25 protein-coding genes and 1 tRNA gene are annotated in these 20,252 nt (G+C 68.6%); 9 read left to right on the forward strand and 17 right to left on the reverse strand.

Annotation, left to right across the window (positions count from 1 at the left end; genetic code table 11):
- Positions 1–61 precede the first annotated feature (61 nt).
- The 3 genes from EPN98_RS19705 (at position 62) to EPN98_RS19715 (ending at position 1,383) form a co-directional block, all read left to right on the forward strand.
- Entirely contained in the window at positions 62–259 is a 198-nt protein-coding gene (locus tag EPN98_RS19705; RefSeq protein ID WP_293364635.1) for a DUF2842 domain-containing protein, read from the forward strand.
- A 34-nt stretch (positions 260–293) separates the two neighbouring features.
- Positions 294–1,223 (forward strand): MBL fold metallo-hydrolase, encoded by a 930-nt coding sequence (locus tag EPN98_RS19710; protein ID WP_293364636.1) that lies wholly within the window; start codon positions 294–296, stop codon positions 1,221–1,223.
- An 83-nt stretch (positions 1,224–1,306) separates the two neighbouring features.
- Positions 1,307–1,383 (forward strand) — tRNA-Pro (locus tag EPN98_RS19715).
- Between the two features lie 85 nt (positions 1,384–1,468).
- On the opposite strand, the gene EPN98_RS19720 is transcribed toward EPN98_RS19715, so the two are convergent.
- The 6 genes from EPN98_RS19720 to EPN98_RS19745 all read right to left on the reverse strand — a co-directional run bounded on the left by EPN98_RS19720 (position 1,469) and on the right by EPN98_RS19745 (position 5,431).
- Positions 1,469–1,879, reverse strand: a complete 411-nt coding sequence (locus tag EPN98_RS19720; protein ID WP_293364637.1) for a MerR family transcriptional regulator — start codon at positions 1,877–1,879, stop codon at positions 1,469–1,471.
- 15 nt (positions 1,880–1,894) lie between these two features.
- The gene (locus tag EPN98_RS19725) at positions 1,895–2,197 is read right to left on the reverse strand and encodes an integration host factor subunit alpha (RefSeq protein WP_293364679.1); all 303 of its coding nucleotides are present in this window, start codon (positions 2,195–2,197) and stop codon (positions 1,895–1,897) included.
- Positions 2,198–2,297: 100 nt separating this feature from the next.
- Entirely contained in the window at positions 2,298–3,278 is a 981-nt protein-coding gene (locus tag EPN98_RS19730; RefSeq protein WP_293364638.1) for a beta-ketoacyl-ACP synthase III, read from the reverse strand.
- 1 nt (position 3,279) lies between these two features.
- Positions 3,280–4,332: a phosphate acyltransferase PlsX gene (gene plsX, locus EPN98_RS19735; RefSeq protein ID WP_293364639.1), complete on the reverse strand. Its 1,053-nt coding sequence runs from the start codon at positions 4,330–4,332 to the stop codon at positions 3,280–3,282.
- Between the two features lie 59 nt (positions 4,333–4,391).
- Positions 4,392–4,907, reverse strand: coding sequence for a DUF177 domain-containing protein (locus tag EPN98_RS19740; RefSeq protein ID WP_293364640.1), 516 nt, complete (start codon positions 4,905–4,907; stop codon positions 4,392–4,394).
- A complete protein-coding gene (locus tag EPN98_RS19745; RefSeq protein WP_293364641.1) occupies positions 4,904–5,431 on the reverse strand; it encodes a ubiquinol-cytochrome C chaperone family protein in 528 nt (175 codons plus the stop codon). Before EPN98_RS19745 ends, EPN98_RS19740 begins: the two co-directional genes overlap by 4 nt.
- Positions 5,432–5,539: 108 nt before the next feature.
- Between EPN98_RS19745 and bamE the strand changes: the two genes are divergently transcribed.
- Positions 5,540–6,031, forward strand: a complete 492-nt coding sequence (bamE, locus tag EPN98_RS19750; RefSeq protein WP_193976405.1) for an outer membrane protein assembly factor BamE — start codon at positions 5,540–5,542, stop codon at positions 6,029–6,031.
- 201 nt (positions 6,032–6,232) lie between these two features.
- Here bamE and EPN98_RS19755 read toward each other — a convergent pair whose 3' ends face one another.
- Positions 6,233–8,377 carry a sodium-translocating pyrophosphatase gene (locus tag EPN98_RS19755; RefSeq protein ID WP_293364642.1) on the reverse strand — a complete coding sequence of 715 codons (2,145 nt, stop codon included), beginning with the start codon at positions 8,375–8,377 and terminating at the stop codon, positions 6,233–6,235.
- A 215-nt stretch (positions 8,378–8,592) separates the two neighbouring features.
- Positions 8,593–9,030: a hypothetical protein gene (locus EPN98_RS19760; protein ID WP_293364643.1), complete on the reverse strand. Its 438-nt coding sequence runs from the start codon at positions 9,028–9,030 to the stop codon at positions 8,593–8,595.
- 118 nt (positions 9,031–9,148) lie between these two features.
- Here EPN98_RS19760 and EPN98_RS19765 point away from each other — a divergent pair, with 118 nt between their 5' ends.
- Complete coding sequence (locus tag EPN98_RS19765) at positions 9,149–10,090, forward strand: retroviral-like aspartic protease family protein (protein WP_293364644.1); 942 nt, start codon at positions 9,149–9,151, stop codon at positions 10,088–10,090.
- A gap of 6 nt (positions 10,091–10,096) precedes the next feature.
- The gene (locus EPN98_RS19770; protein ID WP_293364645.1) at positions 10,097–10,828 is read left to right on the forward strand and encodes an HAD family hydrolase; all 732 of its coding nucleotides are present in this window, start codon (positions 10,097–10,099) and stop codon (positions 10,826–10,828) included.
- On the opposite strand, the gene EPN98_RS19775 is transcribed toward EPN98_RS19770, so the two are convergent.
- The 7 genes from EPN98_RS19775 to EPN98_RS19805 form a co-directional block, all read right to left on the reverse strand.
- On the reverse strand, positions 10,816–12,087 hold the full coding sequence (locus EPN98_RS19775; protein WP_293364646.1) for a sulfatase: 1,272 nt from the start codon (positions 12,085–12,087) through the stop codon (positions 10,816–10,818). The genes EPN98_RS19770 and EPN98_RS19775 overlap by 13 nt on opposite strands.
- 34 nt (positions 12,088–12,121) lie before the next feature.
- A complete protein-coding gene (thiL, locus tag EPN98_RS19780; RefSeq protein WP_293364647.1) occupies positions 12,122–13,081 on the reverse strand; it encodes a thiamine-phosphate kinase in 960 nt (319 codons plus the stop codon).
- A 74-nt stretch (positions 13,082–13,155) separates the two neighbouring features.
- Positions 13,156–13,617, reverse strand: a complete 462-nt coding sequence (gene nusB / locus EPN98_RS19785) for a transcription antitermination factor NusB (protein ID WP_293364648.1) — start codon at positions 13,615–13,617, stop codon at positions 13,156–13,158.
- Positions 13,614–14,078, reverse strand: coding sequence for a 6,7-dimethyl-8-ribityllumazine synthase (gene ribH / locus EPN98_RS19790; protein WP_293364649.1), 465 nt, complete (start codon positions 14,076–14,078; stop codon positions 13,614–13,616). The genes nusB and ribH overlap by 4 nt, the downstream gene beginning before the upstream one ends.
- Positions 14,079–14,111: 33 nt before the next feature.
- Positions 14,112–14,702 carry a riboflavin synthase gene (locus EPN98_RS19795; RefSeq protein ID WP_293364650.1) on the reverse strand — a complete coding sequence of 197 codons (591 nt, stop codon included), beginning with the start codon at positions 14,700–14,702 and terminating at the stop codon, positions 14,112–14,114.
- 14 nt (positions 14,703–14,716) lie between these two features.
- Positions 14,717–15,364: a RibD family protein gene (locus tag EPN98_RS19800; protein ID WP_293364651.1), complete on the reverse strand. Its 648-nt coding sequence runs from the start codon at positions 15,362–15,364 to the stop codon at positions 14,717–14,719.
- 45 nt (positions 15,365–15,409) lie between these two features.
- On the reverse strand, positions 15,410–16,348 hold the full coding sequence (locus tag EPN98_RS19805; protein ID WP_293364652.1) for a LysR substrate-binding domain-containing protein: 939 nt from the start codon (positions 16,346–16,348) through the stop codon (positions 15,410–15,412).
- A gap of 108 nt (positions 16,349–16,456) precedes the next feature.
- On the opposite strand from EPN98_RS19805, the gene EPN98_RS19810 reads away from it, so the two are divergent.
- Complete coding sequence (locus EPN98_RS19810; protein ID WP_293364653.1) at positions 16,457–16,741, forward strand: DUF4242 domain-containing protein; 285 nt, start codon at positions 16,457–16,459, stop codon at positions 16,739–16,741.
- A gap of 67 nt (positions 16,742–16,808) precedes the next feature.
- A complete protein-coding gene (locus tag EPN98_RS19815; protein ID WP_293364654.1) occupies positions 16,809–17,720 on the forward strand; it encodes a hypothetical protein in 912 nt (303 codons plus the stop codon).
- Between the two features lie 48 nt (positions 17,721–17,768).
- Here the strand turns inward: EPN98_RS19815 and nrdR are convergent, their stop codons facing one another.
- Together nrdR and glyA are read right to left on the reverse strand one after the other, a co-directional pair.
- Entirely contained in the window at positions 17,769–18,242 is a 474-nt protein-coding gene (gene nrdR, locus EPN98_RS19820; protein WP_293364655.1) for a transcriptional regulator NrdR, read from the reverse strand.
- Between the two features lie 31 nt (positions 18,243–18,273).
- Positions 18,274–19,563, reverse strand: coding sequence for a serine hydroxymethyltransferase (glyA, locus tag EPN98_RS19825; protein ID WP_293364680.1), 1,290 nt, complete (start codon positions 19,561–19,563; stop codon positions 18,274–18,276).
- Positions 19,564–19,775: 212 nt separating this feature from the next.
- On the opposite strand from glyA, the gene EPN98_RS19830 reads away from it, so the two are divergent.
- The gene (locus EPN98_RS19830) at positions 19,776–20,213 is read left to right on the forward strand and encodes a MucR family transcriptional regulator (protein WP_293364656.1); all 438 of its coding nucleotides are present in this window, start codon (positions 19,776–19,778) and stop codon (positions 20,211–20,213) included.
- The last annotated feature ends 39 nt before the right edge of the window (positions 20,214–20,252 follow it).

Consider the following 20,252-nt stretch of genomic DNA (forward strand, 5'->3'; position numbering starts at 1 on the left):
AACTTTGGCCGCGGTCCTTTAGCGGGCTTACGCGCCGACGCCCAGCGCTCTATGAGGAGGCATGTCTCCCCGCCTGCGCAAATTCCTGGGAATGATCGCGATCCTCGCGTTTCTCGTCGCCTACAGCGTCACCGTCGTCCTGGTGGGCGACATGGTGCCCAAGCATTGGGCGGCCCAGGCGCTGTATTACGGCGTCTTCGGGACGGCCTGGGGCGTGCCGCTGTTCCCGCTGATCCGGTGGATGAACCGCGAAGGCTGACCTAAGCTGGGCCTCCGTGTTCTCCGGAGGCTCCATGACGCGCCTGCTGATCGCCCTCGCCGTCCTCCTGCTCGCGCCCCTGCCCGCGCTGGCCGCCCAGGTGGGCAAGCTGAAGGTCACCGTGCTGTCGACCATGATGGCCGACCAGGGCATCGGCGAGTGGGGCTATGCGGCCCTGGTCGAGGTGGACGGCCGGAAGATCCTCTACGACACCGGCGCGCGGCCCGAGACGGTGCTGGCCAACGCCCGCGATCTGAAGGTGGACCTGACCGGGATCGAGGACGTGGTGCTGAGCCACCACCACGGCGATCACACCGGCGGCTTCCTGGTGCTGCGCAAGGCGCTGGCGGCGGGCAACCCCAAGGCGCTGAGCCGCGTGCACGTGGCCGAAGGCTTCTTCGAAGGCGGATCCCAGGGATTCCGGCCCGAGACCGCGACGTTCAAGGCGGCCGTGGAGGCGAGCGGCGCGACCTTTGTGGTCCACAAGAGCGCAGAAGAGCTGCTGCCCGGCGTCTGGCTGACCGGCCCCGTGCCGCGCGAAACCGACGAGAAGAACTTCCCCGTCGGCTGGAAGCTGGCCAGCGGCGCCGAGGACAACGTGCCCGAGGACATGGCCATGGTGTTCGACACCGCCGACGGCGTGGTCGCGCTGACGGGCTGCGGCCATGCCGGCGTCATCAACATCACCCGCCGCGCCCGCGCGCTGGCCGGCGGCAAGCCGATGCTGGCCCTGATCGGCGGCCTGCACACCTTCGGCCTGAACGATGCGCGGCTGGACTGGACCGGGGCCGAACTGAAGACGGCGGGCGTGAAGTTCATGCTGCTGGGCCACTGCACCGGCATCGAGGCCACGATGCGCCTGCGGACCGCCACGGGGCTGACGCGCCGCACGGCGGCCTATGGCGCGACCGGGGCGACGTTCGAGCTGGGCTCGGGGATCAACGCGCGGGCGATCGCGGGGTAGCGGGGCGACCGGGCGGCGCGGCAAACTTTCCCGTTGCCCTCATTCCCGGTTCCGCTAGAAGACGCCCCTCGCCGCTGGGCCGACGGAGCGTGGCGCAGCTTGGTAGCGCACTTGACTGGGGGTCAAGGGGTCGCAGGTTCAAATCCTGTCGCTCCGACCAGCGTCCGGCGGCGAGATTTCCTGGATCGCAGACGGCAATGCGCGCGGCGAGGCGCCCGGCGGCCCTGCGCGCAAACGGATCGGGTTCAGCCCTTGAGCAGGCCGTCCAGGCGGGCCTTGGCGGTCTCGAGGTCGCGCAGGGCTTCGAGAAGGGCGGTCTTGTCGCCCGTGGGCTTCGCAGGCTTGGGCGCCGGCGCCGGCTTCTCCGCGGGCGACGCGACCGCCGTCCCCTCGCCTGCCGCCACCAGACGCTTCACGCCCTGCTCGCGATGGAGCTTCTGGACGCCCTTGATGGTGTAGCCCTCGTCGTGCAGCAGGCGGCGCACGCCGCGCAGCACCGCGATGTCGGAGGGGCGGTAGAAGCGCCGTCCACCGGCGCGCTTCATCGGCTTGATGAAGGTGAACTTGGTTTCCCAGAACCGGAGCACATGCTGGGGCACATGAAGCTCATCCGCCGCTTCGGAAATCGTACGGAAAGCGTCGGGCCCCTTGGCCACCGGACTACACGGCCCCTACCGCGACAACGCGCGGTCGACGCGAGCCTTCATCACTTGCGACGCCCGGAAACCGATCACGCGGCGCGGATCGATCGCGGCCGGTTCGCCGGTCTTGGGATTGCGGCCCATGCGGGCCCGCTTGGCCCGGACCTGAAACACGCCGAAGCCCGAAAGCTTGACCTGCTCGCCCTTCTCCAGGGCCACGCACATCAGTTCGAGCACGCGTTCGACCAGCTCTGAGCAATCCTGGCGGGTCAGGCCCACCTGCTCGTGCACGGCCTCGCACAGATCCGCCCGTGTGACGGTCGCTCCCTTCATGATCGCCCTGGTCCCCGCCGCCACGTCGTTCATGGTTCCTGATTGTCCTATTGTCACAAAGACTTCAAGTCACGCTTTACAGCTTATGCCTAAGCGATCGTCAAAGACGCAGGACGCAGGCGCCCCAGGTCAATCCGCCGCCCATGGCCTCCAGGAGCAGCAACTGTCCGGGGCGAATGCGACCGTCCTTCAGGCCCTGGTCCAGCGCAAGCGGAATCGAGGCCGCCGAGGTGTTCGCGTGTTCGGCCACGGTCGAGATCACCTTGGCCTCGTCGATGCCCAGCCGCCGCGCCACGCCCTCCAGGATCCGCTGGTTGGCCTGGTGCGGGATGAACCAGTCGACGCTGGGCACATCGACGCCCGCGTTGGCGGCCGCGGCGACGACCGCCTCGGAGATGTTGACCACCGCGTGGCGGAACACCTGATTGCCCTGCATGCGCAGGTAGCCGGTCTGGCGATTGGTCGAGACGCCGCCGTCGACGTACAGCAGCTCCTGCTTCGTGCCGTCGGCCCGCAGCGCCCACCCCAGCAGGCCGCGGTCGGCCGTCGTGCCGTCGCCCTCGCCGGGTTCGACGACGACGGCCCCGGCCCCGTCGCCGAACAGCACGCAGGTGCCGCGGTCGGTCCAGTCCATCAGCCGGGTCATGGTCTCGGCGCCGATGACCAGGGCGCACTTGCTGCGACCGCGGGCCGTGAAGCCGTCGGCGACCGACAGGGCGTAGACGAAGCCCGAGCAGACCGCCTGGACGTCGAAGGCGATGCCGATGGGGCAACCCAGCTTGCGCTGGACGATGGTGGCCACGGCGGGGAACGTGAGGTCGGGCGTGGTGGTGGCCACGATGATCAGGTCGACGTCGTCCGGCGTGCGGCCGGCCGCCTCCAGGGCGCGTCTCGCCGCCTCGACGGCCAGATCGGAGACCGGCGTGCCGTCGTCCGCCTGGCGGCGCTGGCGGATACCGGTGCGTTCGCGGATCCATTCGTCGGAGGTGTCGACCAGTTTCGACAGCTCGTCGTTCGTGACGATCCGATCGGGCAGATAGCCGCCGACCCCAGTGACGACGCTACGCAGGACTTTGGACACTTCAGGCGGCTCCATCCGCGGCGGAGGGGCCCGCATCGGCAAGCGCGGCGGGAAGCCGCCTCATATTCCGTTCGATCTCGGAGGCAAACCCGCTTTGCGCCACATCGGCCGCGGCGCGGATGGCTTTTGCGAAGTCGCGCTCGTCGGCGCCGCCATGACATTTCAGCACCAGACCGTTCAGACCGAGCAGCGGCGCGGCCGGCGGCGGGCTGATCCTGTCGCGGAACTGGCGCAGCGAACTGCGGGCCAGCACGAAGCCCGCCTTCGTCATCAGGTCACGGCCCAGCGCGGCGCGGAGCTCGCTGTACATAAACCTGGCCGCGCCCTCCATGGCCTTGAGGGAAACGTTCCCCGTGAAGCCATCGGTCACGACCACCTGGACCGTGCCGGCGGTGAGGTCGTCGCCCTCGACGAAGCCCTTGTAGTCGAGGTCGATGCCGCCTTCGCGGAGGATGCGGTTGGCCTCGCGGACCTCCTCGTGGCCCTTCATTTCCTCGGAGCCGACGTTGAGCAGGCCCACGGACGGACGCGCCACGCCGTGCGCTGCGCGATGGTAGGCCTCGCCCATGATCGCGAACTCGACCAACCGTCCGGCGTCGCAGTCCACGTTGGCGCCGACGTCCAGGAAGGTGGTGACACCGCTGGCGTGCGGGATCGAGGCCACCAGAGCGGGGCGGTCCAGGTCGGCGCTCATCCGCAGGATCAGCTTGGAGATGGCCATCAGCGCGCCGGTGTTGCCGGCCGAGACAGCCGCGACCGCCGCGCCGTCGCGGATCGCCTCGACGGCGTTCCACATGGACGAGCCCTTGCCCCGGCGCATGGCCTGGGCCGGCTTCTCGTCCATCGCGATGACCTTGTCGGCATGGCGCACCTCGCACCGCTGCGCCAGCAGGGGGTGCTTGGCGAGATGCGGCTTCAGGACGGCTTCGTCGCCATGCAGGAGCAGACGGACCTGGGGGTTGTCGGCCAGCGCCTGAGCACAGGCGGGTACGACCACACTCGCCCCGTGGTCGCCGCCCATGGCGTCGACCGAGATAACCAGCGGCTGGCTCAAGTGAAGTCCGTCCCCAGAGGATTCGCCGCGACCTTAGCGGGACGTGGTCGCAGTGGAAACTAAGCCTTTGGGTCGGTGAGCTTCTTCAGCGCGGCGAACGGCGAGGTTTCGGCTTCCGGGGCCTGATATTCGAACGTCGCGCCCGGCTTCCGGGGGAACGGGTCGATCTCGAGCGCCAGGTGCTCGACGACATAGGCCGCCACGTCGATGGCGTCGCTTTCGAGCACGTCCGGCGCGTCAGGACCGTCGGGATCCAGCTCAACCTCACCGCCGTCCGTGGTGGTCGCGTGTGGACTGCCGGGCGGTACGACGCGCAGGTCGATGGCGCCCCAGATGTCCTGCTGGAAGGGCTCGAGCGTGATGCCGCAGATCTGCTCGACCATCCCGTCGAATCGGCCGGCCAGCTCGGCGCCGTCGAGCCAGGGCTTCACCGTGACCTGGGCCTTGAAGACCGGCAGGCTCTGAAGCTTCAGCGTCCTGGCGATCTCGGCCCGCTGTTCGGCGGTGGGCTCGAGATCGAGGCGGACCGGCCCGCGGGCCACCTCGTGCAGCTTGACAATCACGGACCAGGTCACGGCGCGACCCAGGTCACCTGGCCGGCGCACAGCGCGTCGACGGACTGCAGCGCCAGGGCTTCGCGCTGCTTCAGCACATAGGCGCGGAAGGCGCGCGCCTGAGGCGCCTCGCCGCCTTCGTAGACCGTCCGGCCGATGAGCGCTTCCAGCGGCGCCGTGTCGGGCAGCGCGGCCAGCGCCGTCTCGTAGGAATTGATCCGTCCGTAGAAGGCTTCGCCCAGCTTGCGGATCTTCTTGCCCACCGAAAGGTCGCCCACGCCAAGCTCTCTCAACGCATGGTCCAGCGCGCTCACATAGGTGTCGAACAGCGCCTGAGCGGTCTCGGCGGCCAGCGGCCCCTGCCCCTTCAGCCGCTCGAGCAGCAGGTAGACGTGCACGCTGTAGATCTCGAACCGGCCCTCGGGCGTGTCGGGCGCGCCGAGGTCGGCGTAGAGGGTCGGGGTGCGCGACTGCGCCACGGTCTGGGCGTACAGGGCGCGCCCCGCGGCCACCGCGTGCCTCGGTTTGAACAGGCGCTTGAGCATGGAGGCCTCGATTTTGCCCCGAGTGGGAACTAAAGGGCGCATTGAACTAAGGGGCGGCCGGCGATAGGTCAAAGCCTCTTGCCGTCTGGTCGCCAGAAACGAGTCCTGATGTCCCGCCACGCCGCCCTTGCCCTCCTCGCCGCCGTGACCCTCGCGGGCGGCCTCTCGGCGTGCTCGCCCATCACCAGCTATTCCGGCTTCCAGGCCATCGATTCCGATCCCAAGGACGTGAAGGTCGGAACCGACACCAAGTCGACCGTGCGCGCCAAGCTGGGTTCGCCGTCGGTGCAGTCCACCTTCGACCCGAACGTCTGGTTCTACGTGAACCAGATCAAGGAGCGCGTGGCGTTCCGGCGGCCGCAGGTGACCGCCCGCAACGTGACGGCCATCACGTTCAACAAGGACACCGAGATGGTGGAGACGGTGAACGTCTACACCCTGAAGGACGGCAAGGTGATCGCGTTCAACGACCGCGAAACCCCGACCCGTGGCCGCGAGATGACCGTGCTGGAACAGTTGCTGGGCAGCGTCGGCCGCGGCGGCCTGCTCCCGCAGGACGACGAGGGTGTCCCCGGCAGCCGTCCGGGCGACCGGCGGTAAGGAGCCTCCCTCCCCTGCGGGGGGTGTCGAGCGAAGCGAGACGGGTGGGGAGGAATCGATCCTCACCGACCTCGGCGCTCCGACCTACACTTCCCCACCCTGGCGGCTTCGCCGCCTGTCCCTCCCCGGTGGGGAGGGAAAGAAAAAGGCCCCGGAGAACGCTCTCCGGGGCCTCTTCTTTTTCGCCGCAGCGAGGTCGGGCTAGCCGACCGCGCCGTTGGCCAGGACCGCCAGCAGCAGCAGAGCCACGATGTTGGTGATCTTGATCATCGGGTTCACGGCGGGACCCGAGGTGTCCTTGTAGGGGTCGCCGACGGTGTCGCCGGTGACGGCGGCCTTGTGAGCCTCCGAACCCTTGCCGTGCATCACGCCGTCCACGTCCGTGAAGCCTTCTTCAATGACCTTCTTGGCGTTGTCCCAGGCGCCGCCGCCCGACGTCATCGAGATGGCGACGAACAGGCCGGTGACGATCACGCCCATCAGCATCGCGCCCACGCTGGCGAAGGCGTCGACCTTGCCGGCGATGGCGTAGATGACGAAGAACAGCACGACGGGCGACACGACCGGCAGCAGCGACGGGACGATCATTTCCTTGATCGCCGCCTTGGTCAGGATGTCGACGGCGCGGCCGTATTCCGGCTTCACCTCGCCCGTCATGATGCCGGGGTTCTCGCGGAACTGGCGACGGACCTCGACCACGACCGACTGGGCGGCGCGGCCGACGGCGGTCATCGACATGCCGCCGAACAGGAACGGCAGCAGGCCGCCGATCAGCAGGCCGACCACCACGTACGGGTTGGACAGGTCGAAGGCCACCGCGCCCAGGCCGTCGAAGAACGACCCCGGCGTCGCATTGGCCGCGAAGTACTTCAGGTCTTCGGTGTAGGCGGCGAAGAGCACCAGGGCGCCCAGGCCGGCCGAACCGATGGCGTAGCCCTTGGTCACGGCCTTGGTGGTGTTGCCCACGGCGTCCAGCGCGTCGGTCGTGACGCGCACTTCCGGAGGCAGCCCCGCCATTTCGGCGATGCCGCCGGCGTTGTCGGTGACCGGTCCGAAGGCGTCGAGAGCGACCACGAAGCCCGCCAGCGACAGCATCGCGGTGGTGGCGATGGCGATGCCGAACAGGCCCGCCAGGTTGTAGGTGACGATGATGCCGACGACGATGACGATCGCCGGGGCCGCGCAGGCCTCGAGCGACATGGCCAGGCCCTGGATCACGTTGGTGCCGTGTCCCGAGACCGAAGCCTGGGCCACCGACTTCACCGGGCGGAAGTTGGTGCCGGTGTAGTACTCGGTGATCATCACGATCAGGGCGGTGATCGCCAGGCCAGCCAGCGAGCAGTAGAACAGCGCCATGGCGTTGAACGTCTTGCCCGCCACCGTCAGGTCTTCCGTCACCAGCGACGGGATCAGGAAGTAGAGCGCGATCGCCGACAGGACGCCGGTGACGATCAGGCCCTGATAGAGGGCGCCCATGATCGAGCCGTTCTTGCCCAGGCGCACCGCGAAGGTGCCCAGGATCGACGTGATGATGCAGACGCCGCAGATGGCCAGCGGCAGCAGCATCACATTGCCCAGCATCGCCGAGCCGCCGAAGAAGATCGCCGCCAGGACCATGGTGGCGACCGTGGTCACCGCGTAGGTCTCGAACAGGTCGGCGGCCATGCCGGCGCAGTCGCCGACGTTGTCGCCCACGTTGTCGGCGATGGTGGCGGCGTTGCGCGGGTCATCCTCGGGGATGCCGGCCTCGACCTTGCCCACCATGTCGCCGCCGACGTCGGCGCCCTTGGTGAAGATGCCCCCGCCCAGGCGGGCGAAGATGGAGATAAGCGAGGCGCCGAAGCCCAGCGAAACCAGACCGTCGATGACATGGCGATCCGACGGCTGTAGGCCCAGGGAGCCGGTGAGGAAGGCGTAGTAGCCCGCCACGCCGATCAGGGCGAAGCCCGCCACCAGCAGACCCGTGATGGCGCCCGAGGTGAAGGCCAGTTTCAGGCCCTTGGCCAGGCTTTCCGAGGCGGCCTGCGCGGTCCGCACGTTCGCGCGGACCGAGATCAGCATGCCGGCGAACCCGGCGGCGCCCGAGAGCACGGCCCCGATGAGGAAGCCGCCGGCGGCGTAGGCGCCGATCAGCACGAACAGGGCGACCAGAACGACGACGCCCACGACCGAAATCGCCGTGTACTGGCGCTTCAGGTAGGCTTGCGCCCCCTCCTGAATGGCGGCCGCAATCTCCTGCATTCGCGCGTTGCCCGGCGAGGCCTTCAGGAGCGCGACCGTCTGGAGGATGCCGTAAAGCACCGCCAGCGCCCCTGCGCCGATCACCAACAATAGAACAGAACTCATGATAGCTATCGCCCCTCTGCGACTGTGTGCGCGGAGGAAAGCCGACGGGCCGCCTCGGTCGGGCGTGCTCAGGCCGGCTCCCTGCCCCTTCGCGTTTCCCCAACTTCGTCCCGGGCGCAGAGGCGCGCCCTGGAAAGACCGCGGAAACTAATAGGGTTTCGACGAACGGCGCAACCGGCGCCGCTGGGGGAACCGCTCACATCGAAGGCGCAGGATCAGACCACAGGCGTCCGAGCCCGCCGCCGGGGCGCCTGCTCTGTCACCACAACCGACCGGATCTGCCCCGGGCCGGCGATCGCGGCCGCGTCGCGGGTGAGCGCCGCGGTCAGCTTCGGAACGTCGACAGCGCCAAGGTCAGACGCCAGCGTGAAGGGGGTGCGGTGGCCGGCGCGGACCAGAGCGTCACGGAAATAGGGCTCCTTCTCGCGCAGCCGCGCGACATTGGCGCCCGAGGTCAGGTTGATGCGCACGTTGACGAAGACATAGTTCACCAGTTGCCGGTTCACGACGATCGGCAGGCCGACCGGCTGAAGGTCGACGTACTGGCCGACATCACCCTTGCCCTCCTCCTTCTTGTCGGCGGCGAGGACGGGAGAGGCCGCTAGGGTCACGGCGACGGCGATGAGGGTCTGGCGCAGCATCTCGTAAACCATGCGCGAAAAGCCTTTCCGCATCGTTGCCAGCGCAACCGGCGCCGCTTGTCGCATTCATGGCTAGGCTGTCGGAACGGTGGTATCCTGCCGCCAGAACATAAGGGAGGAGTACGGGGAGATGTCTCCGACGCGTCGAACTGCCGCTCTTGGCGTCCTCGCCGCGAGCGCCGCCGCTCTGCCCGCCGCCAAGGCCCTCGCCGACACGCCCGTCGTAGAGCTCCCGGACGCGGACGAGCCCGCCGCGAAGCTGGCCCTGACGGAATCGCGCTTCGAGCACATGCTGGCGCCCGTCAACGTGAACGGCCGCGGGCCCTTCAACTTCCTGCTCGACACCGGCGCGAACACCAGCTGCGTCTCGCACAAGCTGATGGAGAAGCTGTCGCTTACGTCGCGCGAGACGGCCAGGGTCCATACGGTCGTCGGCGTCCGCGAACGGCCGATCGTGACCCTGGACGAGCTTCAGGTCGGGCCCCGCAACCGCAAGCGCGTTCGGGCTCCGGCGCTGCCGATCAAGGGCTCTGAGGTGGACGGCGTCCTGGGAGTCGACTGGCTGAAGGGCCAGCGCCTGGAGATGGACTTCAGGAAGATGTCCATGCTCATCACCAAGTCGCAGCAGGACGACAGCCAGCCCGGCAAGGTCGTCGTCGTGCCCGCCCGGCGGAGACATGGCCAGCTGACGATCGTCGACGCGGATCTTTCGGGGAAGCGCATCAGCGCGATCATCGACTCCGGCGCCCAGGGCACCCTGTGCAACAGTAAGCTCCGCGACATGGTCCGCGCCTCCGAGGCCCGCAAAGGCAAGACCGAGCCCCCGCGCGAGGTCCGGATGGAATCCCTGGCCGGCGAAGTCTTCGTGGGCGAGTCGGTGTTCCTGCCGTTCCTGCGGCTGGGCGGGCTGCATCTGGGCAACGTCCAGGTCACCTGCGCCGACATGCATGTCTTCGACATCTGGGGCCTGAAGGACAGTCCGGCGCTGGTGCTGGGCATCGACCTGCTGTCGCAGTTCGAACAGGTGGCGCTGGACTTCGGACGATCGCAGGTGCGGTTCGACTTCGTCTGACCGTCGGTGAGTTCGCGCAGACCCCGGGCGATCCTCGTCGACATGGACGACACGATCCTGGCGGCCGGCCAGCGGCCGCAGGTGCTGCTGTCGATCGCGCGCGACCTGGCCGATGACCTGGCGCCCCATGCCCCCGAGGCGGTCGCCGCCCGGCTGGAGGACGCGCTCGCCGCCTTCTGGAGCGATCCCGAGCGGCACAAGGCGGCGCGGTTCAGCATTACGGAGGCTCGTCGCGGCGTCGTACGCGAGACGTTCGCGACCCTGCCGCCCTTGAGCCCCGACCTGGCGGATCGGTTCGCCGCCGACTTCACGGCCGCGCGTGACGCCATGACGGTCTGCTTCCCCGGCGCGCTGGAGGGCCTGCAGGCGCTGAAGGACCTGGGTATCCGGCTGGCGCTGGTCACCAATGGCTCGGCGGCGACGCAGCGGGCGAAGATCGAGCGTTTCGGGCTGGCCGACTACTTCGACCACATCCAGATCGAGGGCGAGATGGGCTTCGGCAAGCCCGAGGCCCGCGCCTACCACCACGCCATGGCGGCCCTCGGCGCCGAGGCCCACGAGACCTGGATGGTGGGCGACCACCTCGAGTGGGAAGTCCGCGTTCCACAGACGCTGGGCCTGACCGCGGTGTGGTGCGACGGCTTCGGCCTGGGCCTGCCCGCCGACGCCGCCTGCACGCCCGACCACATCGTGGCGTCGCTGAGCGAGCTGCCGGGGCTTTTTGCTCAGTCCGGGTGATCTTTGGCGCTGGCCGGCGCCACATGGGGCGGGAACTGGGCGGCGATGGGCTCATACTTCGCCCGCGCCCGGGCCAGGCGTTCGCGCATGTCGGCCAGCACGTCCGGGTAGAGGCTCGCGACGCTGTAGGTCTCCCCCGGGTCGGCCTGCATGTCGAACAGCAGCGGCAGGCCATCCAGGGGGATGTCCATGTCGCGGTAGTATGAGCGGGCGACCAGCTTCCAGCGCGCGGTTCGCAGGCCCGCCACGTGGTTGTTGTTGAACAGCAGGATCTCGTCGTGGCCGCCCTCCCCGCCCGTGAGCACGGGGACGAGATCGACGCCGTCCAATTCGCGGTCGGCGGGCGGGCTCAGGCCGGCGAGGCTGAGCACCGTGGGGAGGAGGTCCAGGTTGCTGGCCAGCCCACGCCCGACGGTTCCAGCAGGGATGCGCCCAGGAAGGCGCGCCACCAGCGGCACCCGAAAGCCGCCGTCCCAGGCCGAGCCTCCCTTGCGGTCGCGGAACGGTCCGGACGAACCCTCGAACCAGGGACCGTTGTCCGAGGTGAAGACCACCAGCGTGTCGTCGTCGAGGCCCAGCGCCTGCAGACGGTCCAGCAATCGCCCCACGTTCAGGTCGATCTCCTCGACCACCTCGCCATAGTCGCCGGCGGATGAGCCGGTCCGGTCGTCGGGGTTCGGGCGCAGCGGGATATGCGGAGCGGTCAGGGCCAGCAGCACGAAGAACGGGTGGTCGCGATGGGCTTCGGCGAAGGCCATCGTCTGTTCGAACAAGCGCTGGGTCAGCCTCGGCAGTTCGACGCGGCCATCGTGGGCCGTGACGTCGGGCCCGTCGGCTTCGAACAGCTGCAGGGGGCGCATGTCGTGGCTGTAGGCCAGGCCGTAGAAGCGATCGAAGCCGTAATTCGTCGGCGGCCAATGTGGCGCGACGTGGCCCAGGTGCCACTTGCCGATGAGCGCGGTGGCGTAGTGCGGTTTCAACGCCCTGGGGATCGTGATCTCGTCGGGCGGCAGGCCCGTGGTGTCGGCCGGCTGGATCACCTCGTGCGCCAGGCCCGAGCGGATGGCGTAGCGGCCGGTCAGCAACCCCGCCCGCGACGGCGTGCAGACGTTGGCCGAGGCGTAGAAGTCGGTCAGCCGCGCGCCCTCGGCCGCCAGCCGGTCGATGTTGGGCGTGCGGATATGCGTTGAGCCGTTGCAGCCCACGTCGCCGTAGCCGAGGTCGTCGGCCAGGATGATGATCACATTGGGCTTACGCACGACGCCTCCGTTGTTCGAGGGAGTCTAGACCGCCTCAGCCGTGCGTCCAGCCGCCCGCGCCGGGGTCCACGATCCGGCCGGCGGCGCGGACCTCAAGGCCAGGAGTTTCGCGCACCTCGCCAATGACGGTGAAACCGCGGGGCCGGGTCGCGCCCGAGGGCATGGTGCAGACGATCTCGTAGTCGTCTCCGCCGGTGGCCAGGCGCAAAAGCGAGGCGGCGACGTCCTCCTGGCCTTCCAGCCAGGTTGCGGCGGCGCCTGACAGCGGGATCTGGTCCAGGTCGAGCATCAGGCCGACGCCGCTGGCCTCGGCGATATGGCGGGCGTCGGCGATCAGGCCGTCGGAGACGTCGGCCGCGGCCGTGGCGTGGCGGCGCAGGGTGGCGCGCAGATCCAGCCTCGGCTCCGGGACGCGGTAGCGGTGGACCAGCCGGCCGTCCGGGTCCGACACCTCGCCCTGGATCGCGGCCAGGCCCAGGGTGGCGTCGCCGATGGCGCCCGAGACCAGGACCCGGTCACCCGGGCGGGCGCCGGCGCGTCGGATCATGCGCCCGGTCGGGACCCAACCCATGGCGGTGAGACTGCAGGTGAACGGGCCCGGGGTCGATGTCGTGTCGCCGCCCAGGAGGTCGACGTTGAACGCCTCAAGGTCCGAGGCCAGGCCCAGCACGAAGCGCTCGCGGTCGCGCAGGGTGTAGTGCGCGGGCCAGCTCACCGCGAGAAAGGCCGCGAACGGCTCAGCGGCCTTGGCGGCCAGATCGGAGAGGTTCACCCGGACCAGCTTGCGGGCCACGAGGTCAGGCGCCTCGCCGGTCGGAAAGTGGACGCTCTCGACGATGGCGTCCTTGGTCACCACCGTGTCGTGGCCGGGGCGCTGCGGGATGACGGCGGCGTCGTCCTTCAGCTCGAACGCGCCCGGCGCGCCGCGGGCCAGCGGCAGGAACAGTCGGGCGATCTCTCCGAACTCGTCGAGCGATCTGGGCGGCTCGGACATCGGCCTCGTCTCTCCGCCAACTTCGGGACCACCCCATCTGAGGCAGATTCGGTGGCGGTTGCGTGGCGGGCGCTTCAGCCCTTGCGGACGTCCCGGGCCACGGCGTCCAGGGCCCCGTTCACGAAGCCCGGCTCGGTCCCCTCGAAGAAGCTCTTCGCGACGTCGACGTACTCGTCGATCACCACTTCGGTCGGCACGTCGGGGCGGTGGGCCAGCTCGAAGGCGCCGGCGCGCAGGATGGCGCGAACCGTCGCGTCCAGCCGGTCCAGCTTCCAGTTCTCGGCCAGGCGCTTGACGATCGCGGCGTCGACGCGTCGCTGCTCGGCGACCACGCCCCGCACCAGCTCGGCGAAGAAGCTCTCGTCGGCCGAGGCCAGGGTGTCGCCCTCGCCTTCGACCCCTTCCAGGGCGCGGTCGAAGCGGTGCTCGGTGAACTCCCGGATCACGTGCTCGACGCCGATGGCCGAGACCTCCATCTGGTAGAGGGCCTGGACGGCGGCCAGGCGCGCGACCGAACGGGACGCGTGCTGGCTCATCGCTTGCCGCCCATCAGCTGCTGCTTGAGCGCGATCATCGTCAGGGCCGCGCGGGCCGCGCCGCCACCCTTGTCGCCTTCGCTGAAGCGCGCCCGGGCCCAGGCCTGGTCCTCGTCTTCCGTCGTCAGGATGCCGTTGCCGATGCAGAGGCGCTTGCCTGTGGTCAGGTCCATGATCCCGCGGGCGCTCTCGTTCGAGACGATCTCGAAGTGATAGGTCTCGCCGCGGATGACGCACCCCAGGGCCACGTAGCCGTCATAACGCACGCCCGTCGGCTTGTGCCCGGCCTCTTCGGCCAGGGCGATGGCGCCGGGGATTTCCAGCGCGCCCGGGACCGTGACGACCTCGTACTCGGCGCCGAACGCGCTCAGCGCCTGGGTCGCGCCTTCGAGCAGGGCGTCGGCCAGGTCGTCGTAGAAGCGGGCTTCCACGATGAGGATTCGGATCGGTTCGTCGCTCATAGATCGTCCTTGGGCAGCTATTGGATGCTGCTCTTAGGCCGTTTCTCGCCAGCGGGCGAGATATCGCGCCAGCATGTCGATCTCCAGGTTCACGCGGCTTCCGACCTTCAGGGTTCCCAGCGTGGTCACGTCCCAGGTGTGGGGGATCAGGTTCACGCCGAACACGTCGTCCTCGACCTCGTTGACCGTCAGCGACACACCTTCGACGGTGATCGAACCCTTGGGCGCGATGAATCGGTGCAGGGGACGGGGGACGCGCACCTTCACGCGGTGCGAACCGCCCTCGCTCTCGATGGACAGCACTTCGCCGACGCCGTCGACGTGACCCGAGACGATGTGGCCGCCCAGCTCGTCGCCCACCCTGGCGGCGCGTTCCAGGTTCACCGGCCGACCTTCATGCCAGTCGGACAGGGTGGTCAGGCCCAGGGTCTCGCCCGAGACCTCGACGGCGAACCAGCCCTGCCCCTTCTCCACCACGGTGAGACAGCAGCCGGCGTGGCTGATCGAGGCGCCGATATCGACGGTGGAAAGATCGAACTTCGTCTCCACCTCGAAACGGCGGTCACGGTTGGTGTCGCGAACACTGCGGATGCGACCCACGTCGGTGACGATGCCGGTGAACAAAGCTCAAGCCCCCTTCATGCCACGCGGGCGTAACGTTCCCAGAGGTCGTCGCCCAGCTGAGTGACCTCCACCCGCCGGAAATGGGGCGCCCCGGCCAACGCCGCAACGGCCAAGTCGCCGATCGCCGGGCGACCCTCGCCGCCTATGACGATGGGCGCCCGGAACCACTCGATGGCGTCGACCAGTCCATGGCGCAGAAAGCTGCCGGCGACCTGCCCGCCGCCCTCGACGAAGAGATTCGAAAGACCTTCTGCGGCAAGAGCTTGCACTACGCTCTTGAGGTGCGGACGCGCCGCGTCGGTCGCCGGAACCCCGATCACCCTGACACCAGCGTCGACGAGGGCCGGATCGGGCGCGCCGGTTGTGACAACGTAGGTCGGGGTCTCGCGAGCCGTCGCGACCAGCTTGCAGCCGGGCGACAGCCGCTGGCGGCTGTCCAGCACCACACGCGCCGGCTGGCGGCCTGTGTAGCCCGGCAATCGCACCGTGAGCTCCGGATCATCGGCCAACGCGGTCTCGATGCCGACCACCACGGCGTCGTGCGCGGCGCGGAGACGGTGCACCTGCTCGCGGGAGGCCGCGCCCGTGATCCAGCGGCTCTCGCCGGAGGCCGTGGCGATCCGGGCGTCCAGCGACGTCGCGAGCTTGAGGGTGATCGTCATTCGCCGCCGTTCATGGCCGAGAAGCGCCGGGGCGCCAAGCCAGGCTCAGTCGGGCGGCCCACCCACACTGAGCGCCAGGGCCGCCGCGGTGGCTGCGCTCTCGGCCAGAAGCCATTCGCGGAAACGCTGAACGTGACGGCGTCCTTCCATGTCGGCGCGGAAGCGGGCGCGGAAGCCGTGCCGGCTCCACCGTCCCGTGCTGACCGGATAGGGCAAGCCCACCTGACCGGCTTCCAGCAGGTCGCCGATCAGCGCGAGGCCGCAAAGTGTGACCCCCGCATCCGCCGCCACCGCATCGAGCGCCGCGCTGATCCGCCGGAATCGCATGCCGCGCTCCGGCGCCGTGCGGGCGGCTCCGTTGGCCGCCACCCAGTCGGGCCACGACAGGCCGGCAGGGTCATCCTTGCAGAAATCGAGATGCACCAGCGGAAAGCCTTCCAGCCGGGCTCTGGCTTCGATACCGGCCGTCCGCGCCAGGTTCACGGGGGAAGTGATCGGCGCCACGAAGTCACGGAACAGCAGGTCGGTCGCCACGCCGTCACGCGGCGCGCCGTAGCTGATCTCGCAGTCCACGCGGCCGAGGCGCATGGGCGCGTCGCCCTCGCCGTTGATGTTGAATCGGATGTTCGGGTGCTCGGCGCGGAAGCGATGCAGGCGCGGCGCCAGCCAGAGGTCGACAAAGTCGGAGGCCGCGGCGATGTGAAGTTCGTGGCCGCGCTGGAGTTCGAGCTCGCGGGCCGCGGCGTCAAGCGCCTCGAAGGCCCGCGCGAGATGCGGCAGGGCCGTTTGCAGGCCCGGAGCGGCGCGCAGGCCCGCTCGTCCCCGCGAGAGCAGTTCCACGCCCAGATAGTCCTCCAACGCCTTTACTCGCTGACCGACGGCGGCCGGCGTGATCCCCAACCGCTCTGCGGCGCCGACGAAGGAGCCTTTGCGGACAGCCAGTTCCAGGGCTTGGAGAGACCTCAGGTAGGTGGGAGCAACCATCCCACCTTACTAAGCAAAAGCTTTAGTCAGAGCCAGATTGTTTAGATTGTGTCCCGGCCGGGCGACAGCGACAGTGACGTCATCGAGGGAAGTGCAGGGGACGGCGCCATGGCCCAACTCAGACGGTTCCTGGTCGAGCGGGATGTTCCCGGCATAGGCGGCATGTCCATTGTCGAGCTGTGCGGAGTGGCTCGCGCTTCGAACCAGGCGATCGAGAAGATCGGCGGGACCGTCCAGTGGCAGCAGAGCTATGTCGCTGGCGACCGGACGTACTGCATCTATCTCGCCGACGGCGAGGACACGATCCACACCCACGCCGAACTCAGCGGCTTCCCGGTGACGCGCATTACCGAGATCCCGCAGATCATCGACCCGACAACCGCAAACAACTAGCGGCGGACTTCACCCATCGCGGCCAGCGCGCCCCGAGGGGCTGCGCGTCCGCGCGAGGAGAAGAACCATGATCCAAGGCCACAACTACCAACGCCTGCTCGAAATCTCGAAGCGCGTGAACTGGCGCATCGAGGACATCATCGGCCCCGACAAGCCGATGGACTTCACCCGGCCATTCCTGCCCGAGAGCTTTGCACGCACAGGGGAACTGTCGTTCCTCACGCCCGCCGAGCGGCTCAAACTCAACCAGATCCGAGGCTTCGGCTACCTGGCCATGTTCGAGCTGGTGGAGCGCTGCATCCTGCCGGTGATCGAAGAGCATGCGCCTTCGACGCCCGATCAGGACCCGCACCGCACAGAGGCGCTGGCCAACTTCGTGACGGAAGAGATGAAGCACATCGAGCTCTTCGTCCGTTTCCGTCAGGCCTTCCGCGCCGGCTTTGAGGTGGACTGCGGCTTCATCGGTCCGGCCGAGGACATCGGGTCGGCCATCCGCAGTCATGGCGGCCTGGGCATGGCGCTGTTCATCCTGGGGATCGAGTGGGCCACACAGCAGCACTGGCTGGAGAGCGTGGAGGACGACGAGGGTCTCGACCCGCAGTTCAAGAGCCTGCTCAAGCACCACTGGATGGAGGAGTCCCAGCACGCCAAGCTGGACGCCATGGTCTTCCACGAGCTGGCGACCAAGGCCGGGCCCGAGAAGACGCTGGCCGCGGTGGACGCGTTCCTGGCGATCGGCGCTTTCATCGACGGCGGCCTGGCGCAGCAGACGCAACTGGACCTGGCGTCGCTGGAGGCCACGATCGGCCGGACGCTCCCTGACGCCGACCGCGAGACCTTCCTGGCGCGGCAGCATCAGGCGCAGCGGTGGACGTACCTGGGCTCGGCGCTGCGCAACCAGGGCTTTCTGAAGGCGCTGGGCGAGATCAGCCCCGAGGGACGCGCCAAGATCGACGCGGTCGCGCCGGCCTTCTGCTAGCGACTGTTTAAGTAAGTCGGGGAGCGTCGGCCTGGCGGGCCGGCGCTCTCAACGCTCGTCGGCGAGGGCCTCGCTGAGGCCTTCCTCGCTGAGGAACTGGGCGAAGTCGCTGGTCTCGCGGAAGTCGCGGTAGACCGAGGCGTAGCGGACGTAGGCCACGTCATCGAGCTGCTTCAGATGCTTCATGATCAGCTCGCCGATGGTCGACGACGGCAGCTCGGTCTCGCCCATGCTCTCGAGCTGGCGAACGATCGTGGAGATCATGCGTTCGACGCGTTCCGGTTCGACGGGGCGCTTGCGCAGGGCCACCGACAGCGAGCGGGCCAACTTGTCGCGATCGAACGGCGCGCGCCGGCCCGAACGCTTCAGGATCGTGAGTTCGCGCAGCTGAACGCGCTCGAAGGTTGTGAAACGCCCCTCGCAGGACGGGCACAGCCGGCGACGACGGATGGCCGCCCCGTCTTCCGACGGTCGGCTGTCCTTCACCTGGGTTTCGTCGTGACCACAGAACGGGCAGCGCATATCTAGCCCCCTTCCCGGCCATTTACCCCTATTAGGAGTAGATGGGGAAGCGGCTCGTCATGGCGACCACTTCCGACCGCACCTTCGCCTCGACCGCGGAGGAGTCTTCGCCGGTCGCGACCGCGTCCAGGACCTCGCCGATCCACTTGCCGACCTGGCGGAACTCGGCGACGCCGAAGCCTCGGGTTGTGCCGGCGGGCGTGCCGACGCGCAGGCCCGAGGTCTGCATCGCCGGCAGCGGATCGCCTGGGATCGAGTTCTTGTTCGTGGTGATGCCGGCCCGCTCGAGCGCGATCTCGGCCTGGGCTCCGGACACGTTCTTGGGTGTCAGGTCCACCAGCATCAGGTGGCTGTCGGTGCCGTTGGAGACGATCTTGAAGCCCACGCTCTGCAGGCTGTCGGCCAGGGCGCGCGCGTTCTCGATCACCTGCTTCGCATAGGTCTTGAACTCGGGCCGCAGCGCCTCGCCGAACGCGACGGCCTTGGCGGCGATCACGTGCATCAGCGGGCCGCCCTGGAGGCCGGGGAAAACCGCCGAGTTGATCTTGGTGTTGAGCTTCTTGGAGTTGGTCAGGATCAGGCCGCCGCGCGGGCCCCGCAGGGTCTTGTGCGTGGTGGTCGTGACGATGTGGGCGTGCGGGAACGGGTTGGGATACTCGCCGGCCACGATCAGGCCCGCATAGTGGGCCACGTCGCACATCAGGATCGCGTCCACCTCATCGGCGATCTCGCGGAATTTGGCGAAGTCGATGTGGCGGGAATAGGCCGAGCCGCCGGCGATGATCACCTTGGGCTTGTTGGCCAGCGCGACCTCACGGGCCTCGTCGTAGTCGATCAGGTGATCCTGGGCGCGCACGCCGTAGGCCACGGGGTTGAACCACTTGCCGGACTGGTTGACCGACTTGCCGTGGGTCAGGTGGCCGCCGTGGTCGAGGTTCATGCCCATGAACGTGTCGCCGGGCGTCATCGTGACCATGAAGACGGCCTGGTTCGCCTGGCTGCCCGAGTGCGGCTGGACGTTGGCGTACTCGCAGCCGAACAGCTGCTTGGCCCGTTCGATCGCCAGCGTCTCGGCCTCGTCGACGACCTCGCAGCCGCCGTAGTAGCGCTTGCCTGGATAGCCCTCGGCGTACTTGTTGGTGAGCACCGAGCCCTGGGCGTCGAGGACGGCCTTCGAGACGATATTCTCGGAGGCGATCAGCTCGATCTGCTCCTGCTGGCGCGTCAGCTCCGCACCGAGGATCTTCGCGATCGCTGGATCAGCCTGGCCGACGTCGGCCTTGAAGAACGCTTCGGTGGAAGGCTGGGTTTGCACGTGCAGGTTCAAGGGCAAGGCCTTTCGTTGGGGCGACGCGTGAATCTATGTCCGGCGAAGGCGCCTCCTTTACTCCTGATCGCTCCCGGCTCCAACCGCAGCCGTGCGCAGGAATTCTGCGGAACCTTTCACGCGCGATGGCGTTGAGCCCCCCGAGGGCTCGGGGGGCGACGCCGCGCCGGGCCTCATCGTGCGCGTACATCAAGCAGAGGGTGATCATGAGCGTAGGATCCGACACCGGCGGACTGTCCGGCGAAGAGTTGATGCGCCTGGGGGCCGGCATCGTGTCGGCCTATGTCAGTCGCAACGCCGTCACCGCCGACGCCGTGCCCGATATCATCCGCTCGGTGCACCACGCGCTGACCCAGCTGGTCAGCGGCGCCGCCGCCCCGGCCGCGCCCGAGGAACGCCAGAAGCCCGCCGTACCGGTCGGCCGCTCAGTCCAGCACGACTACATCGTCTGCCTTGAGGACGGGAAGAGGCTGAAGATGCTGAAGCGATATCTGCGCTCGCGCTACGACATGAGCCCCGAGGATTATCGCCGCCGCTGGGGCCTGCCCCCGGATTATCCGATGGTGGCGCCGGCCTACGCCGCGCGTCGGTCCGAGTTCGCGAAGAAGATCGGCCTGGGCCGCGGCGTGCGTCGGCGGAAGTAGCGCAGGTCGCCGCGAGGTTTAGAGCGCCCCTGCGTCAAC

Origin of the sequence: Phenylobacterium sp. (genome assembly GCF_004299445.1) — a bacterium.
Classification (GTDB): domain Bacteria; phylum Pseudomonadota; class Alphaproteobacteria; order Caulobacterales; family Caulobacteraceae; genus Phenylobacterium.

Bases quoted from the DNA above. Each gene is read 5' to 3' on its own strand.
- EPN98_RS19705 (WP_293364635.1), top strand. From the start codon at position 62: ATGTCTCCCCGCCTGCGCAAATTCCTGGGAATGATCGCGATCCTCGCG.
- EPN98_RS19710 (WP_293364636.1), top strand. From the start codon at position 294: ATGACGCGCCTGCTGATCGCCCTCGCCGTCCTCCTGCTCGCGCCCCTG.
- EPN98_RS19725 (WP_293364679.1), bottom strand. From the start codon at position 2,197: ATGAAGGGAGCGACCGTCACACGGGCGGATCTGTGCGAGGCCGTGCAC.
- EPN98_RS19745 (WP_293364641.1), bottom strand. From the start codon at position 5,431: ATGCTCAAGCGCCTGTTCAAACCGAGGCACGCGGTGGCCGCGGGGCGC.
- bamE (WP_193976405.1), top strand. From the start codon at position 5,540: ATGTCCCGCCACGCCGCCCTTGCCCTCCTCGCCGCCGTGACCCTCGCG.
- EPN98_RS19755 (WP_293364642.1), bottom strand. From the start codon at position 8,377: ATGAGTTCTGTTCTATTGTTGGTGATCGGCGCAGGGGCGCTGGCGGTG.
- EPN98_RS19760 (WP_293364643.1), bottom strand. From the start codon at position 9,030: ATGGTTTACGAGATGCTGCGCCAGACCCTCATCGCCGTCGCCGTGACC.
- EPN98_RS19765 (WP_293364644.1), top strand. From the start codon at position 9,149: ATGTCTCCGACGCGTCGAACTGCCGCTCTTGGCGTCCTCGCCGCGAGC.
- thiL (WP_293364647.1), bottom strand. From the start codon at position 13,081: ATGTCCGAGCCGCCCAGATCGCTCGACGAGTTCGGAGAGATCGCCCGA.
- nusB (WP_293364648.1), bottom strand. From the start codon at position 13,617: ATGAGCCAGCACGCGTCCCGTTCGGTCGCGCGCCTGGCCGCCGTCCAG.
- ribH (WP_293364649.1), bottom strand. From the start codon at position 14,078: ATGAGCGACGAACCGATCCGAATCCTCATCGTGGAAGCCCGCTTCTAC.
- EPN98_RS19800 (WP_293364651.1), bottom strand. From the start codon at position 15,364: ATGACGATCACCCTCAAGCTCGCGACGTCGCTGGACGCCCGGATCGCC.
- EPN98_RS19805 (WP_293364652.1), bottom strand. From the start codon at position 16,348: ATGGTTGCTCCCACCTACCTGAGGTCTCTCCAAGCCCTGGAACTGGCT.
- EPN98_RS19810 (WP_293364653.1), top strand. From the start codon at position 16,457: ATGGCCCAACTCAGACGGTTCCTGGTCGAGCGGGATGTTCCCGGCATA.
- EPN98_RS19815 (WP_293364654.1), top strand. From the start codon at position 16,809: ATGATCCAAGGCCACAACTACCAACGCCTGCTCGAAATCTCGAAGCGC.
- nrdR (WP_293364655.1), bottom strand. From the start codon at position 18,242: ATGCGCTGCCCGTTCTGTGGTCACGACGAAACCCAGGTGAAGGACAGC.
- EPN98_RS19830 (WP_293364656.1), top strand. From the start codon at position 19,776: ATGAGCGTAGGATCCGACACCGGCGGACTGTCCGGCGAAGAGTTGATG.